The organism is Phycisphaeraceae bacterium, assembly GCA_019636735.1.
GTDB lineage: Bacteria > Planctomycetota > Phycisphaerae > Phycisphaerales > SM1A02 > VGXK01.
This window is the reverse complement of record JAHBWY010000001.1, coordinates 408,511-423,071: the sequence shown is the minus strand read 5'-3', so window position 1 is coordinate 423,071 and position 14,561 is coordinate 408,511. Positions and strand designations below refer to the sequence as shown.

11 protein-coding genes are annotated in these 14,561 nt (G+C 65.3%); 8 read left to right on the top strand and 3 right to left on the bottom strand.

What is annotated here, in order from left to right:
- The first annotated feature begins 15 nt into the window (after positions 1-15).
- On the top strand, positions 16-1,245 hold the full coding sequence (locus tag KF724_01615; GenBank protein MBX3354378.1) for an SGNH/GDSL hydrolase family protein: 1,230 nt from the start codon (positions 16-18) through the stop codon (positions 1,243-1,245).
- Here KF724_01615 and KF724_01610 read toward each other — a convergent pair.
- Complete coding sequence (locus KF724_01610; protein MBX3354377.1) at positions 1,172-3,217, bottom strand: hypothetical protein; 2,046 nt, start codon at positions 3,215-3,217, stop codon at positions 1,172-1,174. The genes KF724_01615 and KF724_01610 overlap by 74 nt on opposite strands.
- Before the next feature lie 143 nt (positions 3,218-3,360).
- Positions 3,361-6,363, bottom strand: coding sequence for a hypothetical protein (locus KF724_01605; protein ID MBX3354376.1), 3,003 nt, complete (start codon positions 6,361-6,363; stop codon positions 3,361-3,363).
- Positions 6,364-6,649: 286 nt separating this feature from the next.
- Between KF724_01605 and KF724_01600 the strand changes: the two genes are divergently transcribed.
- From KF724_01600 to KF724_01590, 3 genes are all read left to right on the top strand, one after another.
- A complete protein-coding gene (locus KF724_01600) occupies positions 6,650-7,510 on the top strand; it encodes a glycosyltransferase family 2 protein (protein MBX3354375.1) in 861 nt (286 codons plus the stop codon).
- 3 nt (positions 7,511-7,513) lie between these two features.
- On the top strand, positions 7,514-8,464 hold the full coding sequence (locus tag KF724_01595; GenBank protein ID MBX3354374.1) for a flippase-like domain-containing protein: 951 nt from the start codon (positions 7,514-7,516) through the stop codon (positions 8,462-8,464).
- A gap of 85 nt (positions 8,465-8,549) precedes the next feature.
- Positions 8,550-10,331, top strand: a complete 1,782-nt coding sequence (locus KF724_01590; GenBank protein ID MBX3354373.1) for an SGNH/GDSL hydrolase family protein — start codon at positions 8,550-8,552, stop codon at positions 10,329-10,331.
- Here the strand turns inward: KF724_01590 and KF724_01585 are convergent.
- A complete protein-coding gene (locus tag KF724_01585) occupies positions 10,313-10,810 on the bottom strand; it encodes a hypothetical protein (GenBank protein ID MBX3354372.1) in 498 nt (165 codons plus the stop codon). The two genes, KF724_01590 and KF724_01585, sit on opposite strands and share 19 nt — an antisense overlap.
- A 36-nt stretch (positions 10,811-10,846) precedes the next feature.
- Between KF724_01585 and KF724_01580 the strand changes: the two genes are divergently transcribed.
- From KF724_01580 to KF724_01565, 4 genes are all read left to right on the top strand, one after another.
- Positions 10,847-11,614 carry a YdcF family protein gene (locus KF724_01580; protein ID MBX3354371.1) on the top strand — a complete coding sequence of 256 codons (768 nt, stop codon included), beginning with the start codon at positions 10,847-10,849 and terminating at the stop codon, positions 11,612-11,614.
- A 74-nt stretch (positions 11,615-11,688) separates the two neighbouring features.
- Positions 11,689-13,119 (top strand): hypothetical protein, encoded by a 1,431-nt coding sequence (locus tag KF724_01575; GenBank protein ID MBX3354370.1) that lies wholly within the window; start codon positions 11,689-11,691, stop codon positions 13,117-13,119.
- A complete protein-coding gene (locus KF724_01570) occupies positions 13,116-13,826 on the top strand; it encodes a class I SAM-dependent methyltransferase (protein ID MBX3354369.1) in 711 nt (236 codons plus the stop codon). Before KF724_01575 ends, KF724_01570 begins: the two co-directional genes overlap by 4 nt.
- Complete coding sequence (locus KF724_01565) at positions 13,816-14,538, top strand: hypothetical protein (protein MBX3354368.1); 723 nt, start codon at positions 13,816-13,818, stop codon at positions 14,536-14,538. Before KF724_01570 ends, KF724_01565 begins: the two co-directional genes overlap by 11 nt.
- Positions 14,539-14,561 lie beyond the last annotated feature (23 nt).

Genomic DNA, 14,561 nt, shown 5'->3' with positions numbered 1-14,561 from the left:
CCCCTGCCAAACCCTGTGACTCACTCGGATCCTCCGCCTTCTTCATCGCCATCACCTGCGCCTGGTGCGAAGACCTCGGCGTCGCGCTCGCGACCATCGCGAACCTCGCTGGTCATCGGCACCGCGCTGGTCAGCGTTCTCTTCATTGCCCTGGCGCTCGCGGCGACCGAGTTCGTCCTTCGCATGATGCGCCCGGGACCGAAGGTCGGGTCACTCGTGCTCGATCGTGAACTCGGATGGGATCGATATCCGCCGACCGATCCCCAGGTCGCGGCGACGGCGTCGTCGCCCGATCCCCCGCTTCGTCTGCTCTGCATGGGCGACAGTTTCACGCACAACACGGCGTGGAGCCGCATGCTCATCGACGAACTCAATCGACGCGGAATCGCGGTCACGGGCTGGGAGGCGGGAGTGTCGGGCTACGGACAGGTGCAGCAGGCGCTGAAGTTGGAGCGGATCCTGCCGGAGCTGCGCCCCGATCTCACGGTCCTGCTCTTCTACGGTTGGAACGACCCGCGCGACAACTGCCCGACGCCCGCGATCATCTACAACCCGGACATGCTCGATCGCCCGTTCCTCGCGGAGTCTGGGGCGATTGAAGGCCCATCGCGCGCGGGCATGGCCCTGCGCGACTCCGAGCTCTACCGTCGCCTGCTCGAAGGGCCGCTCTTTGCGCGCTCGCTCGATCGCACCTGGCGCGCCATGCGCTTGACCGGCGCCGATCCGATCGCCAAGGCCGATCGTCGCCTCGTGGCGCTCTACTCCGATCCGAAGACCTGGATGCCCTTCTACATGCCGTCACAGCAGGGTGGAGCCTATGTCTCCCGAGCGTGGCGCGATACCGAGCGGGCGATGGCGCGCATCGTCGAGGCCTGTGCCGCGCATGGGAGTGATCTTGTCGTCGTGGGTGTCGATGCCCCATTTACGATCGATCGCGATGTCTTCGATGCCCATGTCGTCACCGATCCGCTGTACGCCCCCGATGACTTCGACACGGGTCTTCCGCTGGCGCGCTTCTCGGCGCTCGCCGAGTCACTGCGTGTCCCCGAGGTGCGCGTGGCTCCCGCCCTCGCAGAGTTCGCGCGCCGCTCCGGTGGGAAGATCTACGACGGTGACCCCGGCAATCTCGCGGGCCACTTCCTGCGTGAGCCGCAGGAGGTGATGGTGAAGCTCATCGCGGATGCGATTGAGGTTCGCCTGCGCGAGAAGGGCGAGCGCGCGACACCATCTGCACCAGCGCCGTGACTCCTGCGGCACAGGCGACCACCGTGAGCGGTTCCACCGCATCCACATAGCGGGCGATGACCGCCGCCGCCGCCGCCACGAGCACCGCCGTTCCCTGGAAGCCGGTTCCCGCGAGTGCGAGAAGCCGCGCCGCCGGCGGCAACCATCGCACGAATGGCGCGAGCACGAGGCCCGCCACTGTGAACACCAGCGCCACCTTCCACAGCAGGGACGGGTTCGAATCGAGCGGTGCCCGCCAGCGCTCCATCCAACTCATGCGATCGAAGGGCGTGTCGCTTCGCTCCGTCTCTGGTGGCGCGCCAAGCCAACCGAAGCGCTCCTGCCGAACCTCCGGCCAGAGATTCTCGACGCTTCCAATCCCTCGCGGCACTCGCCCCTTGAGCGCTGGCCCCAGCGGAGCCGGTCGCGCGGCCGACTGCCAGAAGCCCCAGACATGCGCCCCGACATGGCGCAGATAGGCGGGAAGATCCGCACGCATGGCCTCGCGCGCGAGAGTGCCGCGAATGCGCCGGAGTTCGATCGCCTCGTGCTCGGTCGAACCGGGTGGTCGATGCGCCTCGACCCAAGCCTGGGTCTCCGGCATGGCATTCGACCAGAGCAAGTCGTTGTACTCATCGCTCGTCCAGAAGAAGTACTCCTTCGGCCACGGGAGATCCGCTGGGCGCTTGGCGATGATCGGCGCGACGCGCTGCTCGATGCGCGCTGCCAACTCCGGCAGCGATGGGCAGGTCTCCGCGCGAATGTTCCACGCCACATGACCGAGGAGCGACACCGGCCCCATGGAGCTGGTCGCGAAGAAGCCATATCGCTGATGGTTGGCCCACGCCGCGGCGCCGATCAGCACGGCATACGGAAGCACGAGCGCCGCCAGTGACCGAATCCGCTGACCGCGCATCCACAGCACCGGCAGAAGCGCCATCGGCGCAAGCCCGAAGGCAGCGGGACGCACGAGCTCGGTCAAGGCCAGCGTTGCGCCGATCGCGCCCAGGAGAAGCATCATTGACCACGAACCCGGTCGGCGGGGCGCGTCGATCGCACGGGAGTCCGCTGATGCACCGGTCTCGCCGAGTCCGCGCCACCGCGCGACCTCGGCGAGCAGCGCCAGCATGACGCAGGTGCCGATCACATACGGCGCCTCGGTCAGCACATTGAATGGAAAGACCAGCAGACGCGGACTGGTCGCCAGCAGGACCACGATCGCCAGCCCCACCACGCGCGTCTTGAGCAGGCGATTGACCGCCACGCCAAGCCATGCGAAGGCAAGGAGCATCAGGTTGAGCTGGACGAAGAGAAGCGGCCGGAGATCGCCGGCGACCGCGGTGACCGTGTTCAGGAAGATCGGATACCCGATGGTTCGCTCGGGCGAGCGCCCGAGATAGCTCGCCGTGTCCCAGTCAACATTGATCCAGCCTGGATAGAGACGCATCGCCTCCAGGTTCCAAGCCACCAGAAGCAAGGCCGTGACGGCGCTGAAGACGATCGGCGACGCGATGGGCATCCGCGCGAACCACCCGGAGAGAGTCCACAGGAGGAGCCCGGAGGTGATGGCCAGCATCAGCAGGCCGAGCCGAGGGTGGAGCGAGGTTGCCGAAGTCCACTCGTAGCGCCGGCCGTTCGTGCGGGGATCGCTTCCGTCAGAGCTCGAGAAGAGCAGTTCACCCCAGTGGTTGAAGGCACCCCCACCCCGCTCACGCACGAGATCGGGCGGCGCATGCCCCGGCCCGAGCGGAGTCCGCTTCGCGCCATCGACTTCCACCACCTCGATGACGGAGAGCCCCGCACCGTCGTTCGGAATGGCGAGCCACCGTGCGGGTCGCTCCGTGAGTGGCGCCGCAAACGCCTGACCGCCATCGTGGCGCACTCGCGCGGGGTCAATGACGCCTTGGGCGGGCTCACCGCGCCACGCTGCAAACCCATGCAGACCAAGCGTGACCAAGAGCGCGACCACGCACGCGATGACGCGCGCTCTCATGGCCACTCGCTCGCAGAAGGGCGCATGGCCCGCAGTCTAGGTTCTCCCAAGCGCCATGCCCGCGCATGACAACGCGGCGCGCCCCTTCAGGCGCGCCGCGTGTCGCTTCAGTCAGGAACAGCCATGGCGCCGAGGCGCAGCGATCAGGGCACTCGCTGGAATGACAACGGCGGACTCCACGCGCTGCTGCCCAGCGGCGAGCTCCACGATCGCACCCACCACTGGCCGTTGCCGATCGCGAGATTCACATTCGGTGTGATTTCGCAGATGCCGCTCTCCGCACCAACCTGCGCCGCCGTGTACCACGCCTGGATCTTGGTGCCCGTCGAATCCTTGACATAGAGCTGATACCAGGTCGCGTACGGCACGGCCGCCCACCGATAGGTCGGCTGAGGCGTGTTGATCTGGCCCGAGGGCTCAAGAAGCAGCGGCGGCTCGAGGCCGACCTTGAAGGCAATGCCCTTCGACCATGGGCCGTAGCCCTGCGATGTGTTCCATGGGCGCACCCACCAGTTGCCATTGCCGTTGGCGAGCGTGACCGAGGGCTTGATCTGGCAGATGCCGTTCTGGGCGCCGACCTGCGCTGCCGTGTACCAGGTGTCGATCCGAACGCCGGTCGAGTCAGTCACATACAGGCGATACCAGGTCGCGCCGGGCACGGCCGTCCAGCGATAGGTCGGCTGCTTCTGCTGAAGCGAGCCACCGGGATCAAGTCCGGTCGGTGCAACCAGCGGCTTGAAGCTCAGACATCCATCGAGGCGCGCGATGCGCGCCGCCGCCTCGCCGCCCGCGTTGGTGAACGCGCCGGCGATCAGGAAGTCTCCGTTCTGCGGCTGCGAGGCGAGCACCACCGCATCGGTTCCACCTCCCGGCATCTCTGACCACTGCGTGCCATCCCATCGGGCGATGTAGGGCGCGGCGACATTGCCGGCCTTCTGGAACCAACCCGCGGCGATGAGGTAGCCGTCGCTGACGCTGAGTGAGACCACCTCGGCATCGAGGCCCTCGCCCAGAGGCAACCACTGCGTGCCGTTCCACCGGGCGATTCGGTTCGCTGCCTGGCCACCTGCCGTGGTGAACAGTCCACCGGCGATCAGCGATCCCTGATAGACCGCGAGGGCCGAGACATTGGCGTTCATTCCGGTGCCCAGCGGGCTCCACTGCGTGCCATCCCATCGAGCGATGAAGTTCATCGGCACGGCCGGACCCGCGAGACCGTCGCCGCCGCCGAGCTCAGTGAAGGTTCCGCCCGCGTAGAGATCGCCGTTGTAAGTGGCCAGTGCGAGCACACCGTTGTCAAAGCCGGCGCCGATTGGCTGCCACTCAGCACCGTTCCACCTCGCGGTGTTGTTCGCATTCTGGCCACCCGCCTGCGTGAAGTAGCCACCCGCGATCAACTGTCCCTGGTGAACCAGCAGCGAGGTGACCTGCGAGCTGACACTGATGTTCATGCCGGTTCCGACGGGCTGCCACTGGAATCCGTTCCACCGCGCAATGCGGGCCGCTGGCTGACCTCCGGCCGTGCCGAACAGACCGCCCGCGATCAACTCACCGTTGAAGACGGTCAGGGTGAGCACTCGGAAGTCGGTGCCACTGGCGAGCGGCGCCCACTGTGAACCACTCCAGCGCGCGATGTAGTTGGCGTTCTGTCCACCCGCAGTGGTGAAGTTGCCGCCCACCACGAGCGCGCCGTTGTAGACGGTCATCGCTTCGACGAAGTCACCAAGGCCAGATCCCAGCGGCAGCCACTCGGGATTGCATGTGGGCGTGAATGTGAGCGGCGCCGACCATCCACTGCTGCCCTTGCTGGCGCTCCACGCTCGCACCCACCACTTGCCTTCGCCCTGGATGGCCGGCAATGTCGGGGTGATGGAGCAGATGCCATCGGCGAAGCCGACCTCCTGAGCCGTGTACCACTTGTTGAAGATGTTGCCCTTGCTGTCGTTGACCCACAACTGGTACCAGGTGGCGCTCCAGACATGCTCCCACTCAAATGTGCTCTGCGCCTGGTAGACGGGCCCCGAGGGGTGAAGCCCGACGGGCGCCCGAATCGGCGCCGCCAGAATGCAGTTGTTCCATTGAGCGACGCGATCGGCGGTCGCTCCATTGGCCAGCGTGAAGATGCCACCGAAGATCAGCGAGCCGTCCCACGGAGCGATCGCATAGACGGGGTCGTTCATGCCGAGACCGACCGGCAGCCACGCCGTTCCATTCCACCTGGCGAGGTAAGGAGCCATCTGCCCACCGATCATGGTGAACTCGCCGCCGGCAAAGAGCGAGCCGTCGTAGAGGCCGAAGCTGAAGACCTCATTGTTCATGCCCGTGCCCATGGGCAGCCACTGCGTGCCGGTCCACTGCGCCACGCGACTGGCGGCCTGACCGCCAGCGGTCTGGAAGGCGCCGCCCACGATGAGCCTGCCGTTGAAGACGGCGAGCGCGGATCCGCGATCGCTCAAGCCGCTCCCAAGTGCGTACCACTTGACGCCATCCCATCGCGCGATCCGACTGGCTGGAACGCCGCCAGCCTGCTGGAAGAGTCCGGTCACGAAGAGATCGTTGTTGAAGACCGCGAGCGCCTCGCCCGCGTTGTTCAAACCGCTGCCAAGGCCCTGCCATTGCGAGCCATTCCACTGGGCGATTCGATTGACCGGCACACCGCCTGCGTCGGTGATGGTGCCCGTCGCGACCAGCGTGTTGTTGTAGACCGCGAGCGCGTGCACCGATCCGAAGACCCCGCCGCCCACGGCTGACCACGAAGTCCCATTCCACCGGGCGACGGTGCTGTTCAATCCGCCACCCGCCACACCTCCGCCGTCGATCGTTCCGGCGTAGAGGTCGCCGTTGTACACCGCGAGTGAGGTCACGGGCTCGGGAAGTCCCCCACCCAGCGTCTGCCATTGGGCGCCATTCCATCGAGCGATGTAGTTCGCAGGTTCGCCGCCCGCCGTCGTGAACTTGCCACCAACGACGAGGAAGCCGTTGTGCACGACGATTGCGGAGATCTCATCGTTCGTCCCGCTGCCGAGCGACGACCACGAGGGTTGACACTGTTGACTCTGGGCTGATGCCGATTGGATCGGCCAGCAAGTGATCGCAAGGACACCGGCACAAAGGAGAACACTCGACGATCGAATCAGTGACTGCATGACAACCTCGGTCGGTGGAAGGGAGGACAAGCCGCAGTGATCGTTCCCGGATCGCGGGCCGCAGGTTCAATCATGCCAACCGTGTCGCCACAGGTAAAGGCAAACTCGGCGGGAGCCGTGAGTTCTCGGCGGTCGAGGTCCGAGAGTTGAAGGAGGCCTGATCTGGCGTCCCGGTCCGCAGCAGGGCACGGTGCTGTCACGCGCAGAATCGGCCGATGGCTCCGTCGATCACAAGGGACCGCGAGACGGACCCCAAGGAGGCACTTTGGTAGCCTCCCGCCGATTCATGCTTACTGTCCTGATCCCCGCCAAGAACGAGGAAGGTGCGATTACCGGCACCATCCAGCGCATTCAGCAGGTGCTGAGTGAAGCGGGCCTCGACGGCTTTGAAGTTCTTGTCATCAATGATGGTTCGACTGACCGCACCGGCCCCCTCGCGGAGGCGGCCGGAGCCCGCGTCATCAACCACCCGCACAACGCCGGCTATGGCCGCAGCCTGAAGCATGGGATTCGTGCGGCGCGTCACGACACCATCTGCATCACCGACGCCGACCTGACCTATCCCGCCGAAGCGATCCCCGGCCTGCTCAAGGAGTACCAGCGCGGCAATGACATGGTGGTCGGCCAGCGCACCGGCTCCCACTATCGCGAGAGCGCACTCAAGGCGCCGCTCCGTCGGGTTCTCCAGTGGCTGGTCGAATATGCCGCCGGCCGCAAGGTGCCCGATGCCAACAGCGGCCTGCGCATCTTCAGCCAGAAGACGATCCTCGAGCACCTGCCGCATCTCTGCGACACCTTCAGCTTCACCACCAGCATGACGATCGCCTACATGCTGACGGGGAAGTTCGTCACCTATGTGCCGATCGAGTACCACGCTCGAGTCGGTCGCACCCATGTGAAGTTGCTCAAGGACTCGCTGCGCACGCTCCTCTACATCTGCCAGAGCGTGATGTACTACAGCCCGCTCAAGATCTTCAATCTCTTCGTTGTGGCGTGCATTCTCGCGAGCTTCGTGGCGGTGGCCTTCGGCATGCTGACCGGCATCCGTGCGGGATACCTGCTCGGTCTTGGCGGGCTGCTCGTGGCCCTCTTCATGTTCGGCCTCGGCCTGCTGGCCGATGTGCTGCGGCAGATCCTCCTCAAGTAACGCATGACGCGCTCTCAGGCCCGCGGGCGCTTCCGGCGCACCATGCTCGCCGTTCGGCTCATGGTCGTTCCGGCGGCGCTGATCGGCGGGTGGTTCCTGGCGCGAGCGCAGGGACTCGAGCTCAAGCCGGTGGGAGGCCCGGCGCTGCTCATTGCGGCGCTCTTCATCAACCAGATCGCCATTCTCCTCATCGGATGGCGCATGAGAGTGGGGCTTCGGCTCTTCGGGATCGACATCCCGATGCGGAGCGCTCAACGCATCGCCATTCAGAGCCAGTTCTACTTCTTCTTCGTGCCGGTCTCGGCGAGCAATGAGGTCTCCCGCTACTTGAAGATCAAGGGGATTCGTCCCGAGACGAGCATGCACGCCCTGGTGGTGTCGCTGCTCTTTGATCGAGTCATGGGGCTGCTCGCCTGCATCGTGATCGCGCTCGCGGTGCTGCCGATGGTTGGGTTCGTTCCGATCGCTGGCTTCTCGGTGGCGCCGCAGTGGCTCGCGCTCAGCGCTGTCACAGGGGGTACGGTCGCGGGCCTCGTCGCGTGGAAGCTCGGCTGGCTCAGACGCCTGCGCGAGGCGATCGAAGCCACGAGGGGGCAGCGGCAGTTGATCGTTCCTGCGGCGCTTCTGGTGCTCTGGATGCAGGCTGCGACGATCGCGTCGGTGTGGTGCGCCGCCCGCTGGCTTGGCCTCGACGCCGAGTGGAGCGCGCTCGCCTTCGGCATTTCGGTGGGGACACTTGGACAGGTCATTCCCTTCACCTTCGCCGGAGCCGGTCCGGCGGAAGTCGCTGGCACGGCGGTCTTCATTGCACTGGGCGCGCCGCCGGTTGAGGCGGCGACGCTTGCCGCACTCGTCTACATGACGCGCCTGATGGCGGCACTGCAAGGTGGTTTGTGGGAGGTTTTCGACGGCCTTCGAGCGATTCGGCCACGGACGAGCGGGAGCGTTGCGTAGCCGTGGGCGCACTGTGGACCCGCGGCCGCGACCACAACTCAGGCGAAGGGAACCGCCTCTAGACTTGCAGCAGGTTCCCCTTCGCATGACGACTGCCGCCACGGACACTTCTCTCGCGCCAGGTCGCCCGCACCGGATGATCCTGGCGCTCGCGGTGTGGTCGGCCGTGGCACTGCTGGCCACGCTGATCGCCGTGTTCCAGAACACGCCCCTGCTGAATCAGGGTCCTCTGTCGACGCGGGTCACACTTAGTCCGGCGCGCATGACGCATCGCGATGGCTACTCCTATGTTCACCCTGGTTGGTGGTTCGGTTGGGGCGACTCCGTCGGCGAGCGCCGCAGCTCGATTTTGCTCTATGAAGATGACGCCGCCCTTCCACTCCCTCACGCCCTGCACGACGACATCGAGCAACTGGGCGGAGGTCGGTGGAGTCACTGGACTCGTTCGATCATCTTCAGCCCTTCAGATGGGAGCGATCCGCGGACCAATGGCCGACGATACAGCGTGCAGGCGCTGACACTGCCGGTGAGGGCGGGGTCGATCGTGGTCGCGCTTGTCGCGGCCATCGCGGCGCTGCGCACCTTCCTCAAGATCTTGAAGAGCCCGAAGGTCGAACGACCTGCGGACGAGGTGCCGGGCGACCCGATCTCGGCCGTTAACGCTGCGGCACCCGCGCTCGCCGCCAGCGCCGCAGGTGAAGTCCCACGGCGCAGCGCACCATCCCGAAAGGTGCTGGCGCTCGCCTCGATGGCAGTCAGCGTCCTCATGGTTGTCGTGATCCTCGTCATCCTCGAAGGATGGCTGCGACTGAATGCGGCGCCGCCAGCCGACGCCCAGCTTCGGCTGGCAACAGGCACTGGGTGGGCTCGATCCGATGCGCCCTATCGACGCATCGACTCCGCACCGAAAGATGGCACCGCGCCGATGCGCGTGCTCTTCATGGGTGACTCGTACACGCATGCCCGCACCTGGGGCGACAAGGTCATCGCTCAACTTCGAGAGTCCGGGGTGCCCGCCGTCGGATTCGAAGCGGGGGTTTCGGGTTTCGGCACCACGCAGGCGCTCCTGCTGCTTCGCGACCTCATCCCCGAGTTGAAACCCGATGCCGTGGTCTTCCAGTTCTACGGGTGGAATGACATGCGCGACAATTGGCGCTACCCCGGTATCACCTACAACCCGCGCATGACGCTGCGCCCGTTCATGGACGAGGATGGCAGTATTCGTGCGCCGGGCGCTTGGCGCATCGCGGTCAAGGAGCTCGAACTCTGGAAGCAGTTGGTCGAGCCGTGGCTTGAGCAGTCGCGAGCTTCGCGAGCGGAGAGACTGGTTGCCACGGAAGGCATCGATGCGCTCGCGGCACGGCGGGCCGCCATTCTCGTTCCATTCTCCGAACCCGCGTCGTGGCTCCCCTTCTACACCCCCTCCATGCAGGAGGGGCCCTATGTCTCAGGGGCGTGGCGCGTGACTGATCGGGCCTTGCGCGAGCTTCGTGACCTCTGTGCGGCGCACCAAGTTCCCCTGATGGTCATTGGCATTGATGGCCCATTCACCGTTGACGACGAGGCGGTGCAACGATGCATCTCGGGGCGACTCTCAACCGGCGATGATTGGGATTTCGATCTTCCCATGAAACGACTCGCCCAATCGCTCAATGCGATAGGCGTGCCGTTTGAGGACATGGTGCCTCGTCTACGCGAGCGGCGCAACCGCATGGGCGGCGCCGCCCAGTACGACGGGCCCGACACCGGCGCCCACCTCACGCCTGGGGCGGAGGTGGTCTTCGCCGATGCCGTCTCCCCGTGGTTGATCTCAATCGATCAGCGTCGTCTGGACGCTGATGCGCCCGATCACGCGCGGCGGCGATAGCGACCCTTCAGGCCGCGACTGCCGTTGCTCTCAAGAATGGGCTTGACGGTCTTGCCGTCCGCAGAGTTTCCACCCTCCATGAGCCGCTTCCATGCCGCAGTCACCTGATCAGGCTTGTAGCCTGCAGCCTTGCAGATGGCTTCCTTGGTGGCCCACTCCCGCGTGGCCTTGGCAGCGAGGGCGTCATACGCCTTCTGCACATCGGCGGCGGTGGAGCGGAATCGCTTGCCGCCCGCTCGCTTGCGGCCGGCTGATGGCTTGGAGACCGATCCCTTCGGACGGCCGGGCTTCCGACCAGTCCCTGCGGGACCCGCCTTCCTCGCGATGGTGGTGTTCAGGCCCGCGGCACGGCTGATGAATCGTGCCAAGTCGTTGTAGGACTGCGTGAGCTGATCATGAGCGGCCTTGACCGCACGCAACTCAGAGAGTTCTTTGAAGAGGGATTCGAGATGACGCTGAATAGAAGGTGCTTGGGGCATGACGATGATGATAGCCGCTAGAGAGAGAGCCGTGTGATGTTTCGACGCATCGCCGATGCAATTCTCATGCCGCTGGGGTTTTCATGGCTCCTCGGTTTCGCCGCCATCATTCTCCTTTTCCTTGTTCGCAAGAGAACAAAGGGGAAAGGGCGGACCATCGCCTTCATTCTTGGGTTTGCCTCGGTCACCCTCCTCTATGTTTCTTCGATTCGGCCGACCAGTGCTCTGCTGATGTGGTGGGTGGAACGAGCCCACCCGGTTCGGAGTCCATTGGAAGTGGAGCCGGTGGATGCCGTCTTTGCCCTGGGCGGCGGTCCTGCGATCGTGCGTCGTCACGATGGGGAGTTGCTTCTTGACCCCGGACCGCGCTTCGAAGCGGCCATGAAGCTGATCGAGGCCGACCGTGCTCGCATCCTGGTCCTTTCGGGAACGGGATCGAAGATTCCTGGCGACGCCCAGAGTGAATCGGCCCACCTTCGAGTGGAAGCGATCCGGCGCGGAGTCGATCCGGCGCGCATCGCGGAGACTCCACCCGTGGCAACCACTGGAGACGAGGCGCGCGTGCTGGCCCAACTGGCTCGAGAGCGCGGGTGGACGCGCGTTGCCATCACCACGGAGAGCTGGCACATGCCCCGTGCGGTCGCCCTTTTCGAGCGGGAGGGACTCACCATCGTTCCCTTCTCGAGCGGGCGCTCACCGCCGCCTCCGGCGCAGCCCCGAATCCTCGATTGGCTCCCCACCATGGATGGTCTCTGGCGCACCACGCGCGCATGGCATGAGGTCCTTGGACGCCTTGCTTCATGAGCGTGCGCCGCGGCGCCCATCACGACGCAGCCCGTGGTGGTGAAGCCGCTATGCTCGCTCCTCCGCCCCTTCGGATGACACAGCACCCGCAAGTCTCCAGCAACGACACCGTTCCCGCGCCGCTCTCTGTCAGTGATGCGGGACGCGTCTTCTGGTGGAAGGGCCGTCTCTTTCGGGGTATTCCCACCGAGCACGCCGCGGCGTTCCAACACCTCTTCAACTGCGGACTGGTGAAGGCGCTTGTTGATCGGGGCCTGCTCGTCCCCTCATGGATTTCGGAGATCAAGTTCGAAGGCTTTGCGCTGGTGATCGAACACGAGGTGATTGCCACTCCGCTCTTCCCCAAGGAGTGGAGTTTTTCCATGCTCAAGGATGCGGCCCTTCTCGTGCTGGAGTTGAATGAGGTCGCGGCGACCTTCGGCTACCAGACGAAGGATTGCCACGGCTACAACATTCTCTTTCGACATGGGCGCCCGCTCTTCGTGGATCTTGGAAGCTTGGCGCGCATGGAGGGGGCCGGCCCGGTGCTCTTCAGCTATCACGAGTTCATGCGCACCTATGGCTACCCGCTCCTGATCTGGCGCTCCGGGGGACAGCACTTCGGACAGCGCGCCATGCCACGCGTGGGATTCATGCTCTCGGCGGCCAACTATCTCAAGTTCCGCTGGCCGTGGCTGCGCCGCGCATCGGACGATCGATTGACGCGCATGGTCCAGAAGATTCATGCGCTGCGCACGCTCCCCTATCGAAATCTCGAGGAACTCGCGCCGCGCTTTCGCGGCTGGCGGATGGGGCTGATTCGCGCCGCCGCGCGGCGCGGACTGTTCAGCCGGCCTGCCACGATCGCCCGGCTGCGCCGTTGGGTCAACGGACTTCGCGAACCCGATCATGTTTCCCTTTGGTCCCACTACCAGAGTGGCATGCATGCTCCCGATGGCCGCGCCGTCACGCCCCGTTTCGAGCACATCGCGCGGCGCATCGAAGAACTCGGCGTGACCTCGGTCATGGAGATCGCGGCAAACCAAGGCGCGCTGGCCCGTCGCCTTGCGGCTGGCGGAGTGGTGCGCTCGATCATCGCCACCGATGCCGATGGTGCCGCGATCGACAAGGGATACTGTGCAGCGCGCGGCCGGGGGCTGCCGATTGATTGGGCGATCTTCAATCCCTTCTCGTTCGAGCGCAGTCCGCTCGAACCCGATCCTGAGGTCCGATTTCGCGCCGACGCGGTGGTGGTCATGGCGCTGACCCACCACCTCATCTTGACCCAGAGCCTGGGACTTCGATACATCCTGACCGTGCTTGGCTGGTTCACCAGTCGCTACGCCTTCATCGAATTCATGCCGCTCGGACTGCACGATGGCACGCAGGGCGTTGCGACTCCGCCGTGGTACACCGAGGCGTGGTTCCGCGAGGAGTTCGAGCGCCACTTCGAGGTGGTCGAGCGAACTCAGTTGGAACCGAATCGAGTGCTCTTCGTCGGTCGCATCCGGGGGCATGGCTCATGACGACGCCGCGGCAAGCTGGAGATGAGGCCTACGACGCTGCGATCGCCGCGAGCTACGAGGAGGATCGGCGACATGAGCGCATCTGGGGCGTGGAGCAGGCTTACATGGAGCGCGCGGTCGCGGCGATGCCAGTGGGTGCGACCGTGCTCGACCTCCCGGTCGGGACGGGGCGTTTCATTCCCGCATATCAGGCGCGGCAGCTCCGCGTCCTCGGGCTTGACATCTCGCAGGCCATGCTCGACCAGGCACGGGCGCGCGTGACGGCGCCGGGCATCGAGCTTCGACTCGGCGACGCGCGCGCGATCGATGCGCCCGATGCATCATTCGACTATGTCGTCTGCTGGAGGCTGCTGCATCTTCTTTCGCCGGACGACGCCCGGGAGATCATTGCCGAACTCGCTCGCGTGACGCGCGGCACGCTTCTCTTGCAGGCCTATGTCCGTGATGGCTGGCATCCATGGCTTCGACTGCGATCGGCGGTGGTGCGTCGCGTGCAGGCTCTTCGCCCCCGGAAAGCCGCGCCCGCATCGGCGTCGCCCTGGGCGCACATCCGCTCCTACGCCCATGTTGACTCCGAGTTGCGCGCCACTTGCCGTGCCTGCGGACTGACCGTTCAAGCGGCACGCGCGCTCTGCTCCTACGGCACTCTTCGACTTAAGGTCTTTGAGCTCGTGAAGGCAACCCCCGAGGCGCGCGGTGGCCGGTGATGCGCTTCAGCCAGTGACCGTGGAGATCCGGCAGTGCGTGCACTACGCCGCCTTTCGTTACGGCCACTCGGAGTATCACCCGTACGAGCGCTATCTCATTCGTTTGCATCGCGGTGATCCGATCGAGTCGATTCGCGAGGAGTTTCATGAGTTCCTGCGCCACTTCCGACCTCGACATATGGGCGAACTGCTCGGTGTACAGCTCTCGCGCCGCTATCCACTCTGGTCCTTTCCATGGCTCGGGTTCTGGCCGACGCTACGGATCCGTCGTGACACCGGCTGGCACACTCATCCGCGCGATGTTCCCGATGTGATCACGCACTTCTCCGAGGGCGGTATCTCGAGGGCACGGATCGAGCTCGAGTATGGATGGCTGCACGGCGCCTACGACGCGCTGGTGCGCGAAGGCTATCGACCCGACCTCTACGGCCGACCTCGTGTGCAATTGCTGAAGGCCCTTGACGGGCGCGTCGCAGCGCTCGTGCTCGATGGAAACCACCGCATTGGCACGCTCTCCGCACTCGGGCATGAACGGATCGAAGTCGATCACGCGCCGGCCGACACGATCGACGAGTCGCATCTCGATCGCTGGTGGGGCGTGAGGCTTCGGCGCTATCGGCGCGACGACGCCCGCCGCGTCCTTCACGCCTACTTCGAAGGCAACCACGCCATTCGCACGGCGGGCGCCACTCCATCGCATCTGGTCGACTAGGCTCCGACCCGTCACCCCGCCGG

Excerpts from the sequence above, each read along its gene's own strand:
- KF724_01605 (MBX3354376.1), bottom strand. The coding sequence starts at position 6,363 with ATGCAGTCACTGATTCGATCGTCGAGTGTTCTCCTTTGTGCCGGTGTC.
- KF724_01580 (MBX3354371.1), top strand. The coding sequence starts at position 10,847 with ATGTTTCGACGCATCGCCGATGCAATTCTCATGCCGCTGGGGTTTTCA.
- KF724_01575 (MBX3354370.1), top strand. The coding sequence starts at position 11,689 with ATGACACAGCACCCGCAAGTCTCCAGCAACGACACCGTTCCCGCGCCG.
- KF724_01570 (MBX3354369.1), top strand. The coding sequence starts at position 13,116 with ATGACGACGCCGCGGCAAGCTGGAGATGAGGCCTACGACGCTGCGATC.
- KF724_01595 (MBX3354374.1), top strand. The coding sequence starts at position 7,514 with ATGACGCGCTCTCAGGCCCGCGGGCGCTTCCGGCGCACCATGCTCGCC.
- KF724_01585 (MBX3354372.1), bottom strand. The coding sequence starts at position 10,810 with ATGCCCCAAGCACCTTCTATTCAGCGTCATCTCGAATCCCTCTTCAAA.
- KF724_01610 (MBX3354377.1), bottom strand. The coding sequence starts at position 3,217 with ATGAGAGCGCGCGTCATCGCGTGCGTGGTCGCGCTCTTGGTCACGCTT.
- KF724_01600 (MBX3354375.1), top strand. The coding sequence starts at position 6,650 with ATGCTTACTGTCCTGATCCCCGCCAAGAACGAGGAAGGTGCGATTACC.
- KF724_01590 (MBX3354373.1), top strand. The coding sequence starts at position 8,550 with ATGACGACTGCCGCCACGGACACTTCTCTCGCGCCAGGTCGCCCGCAC.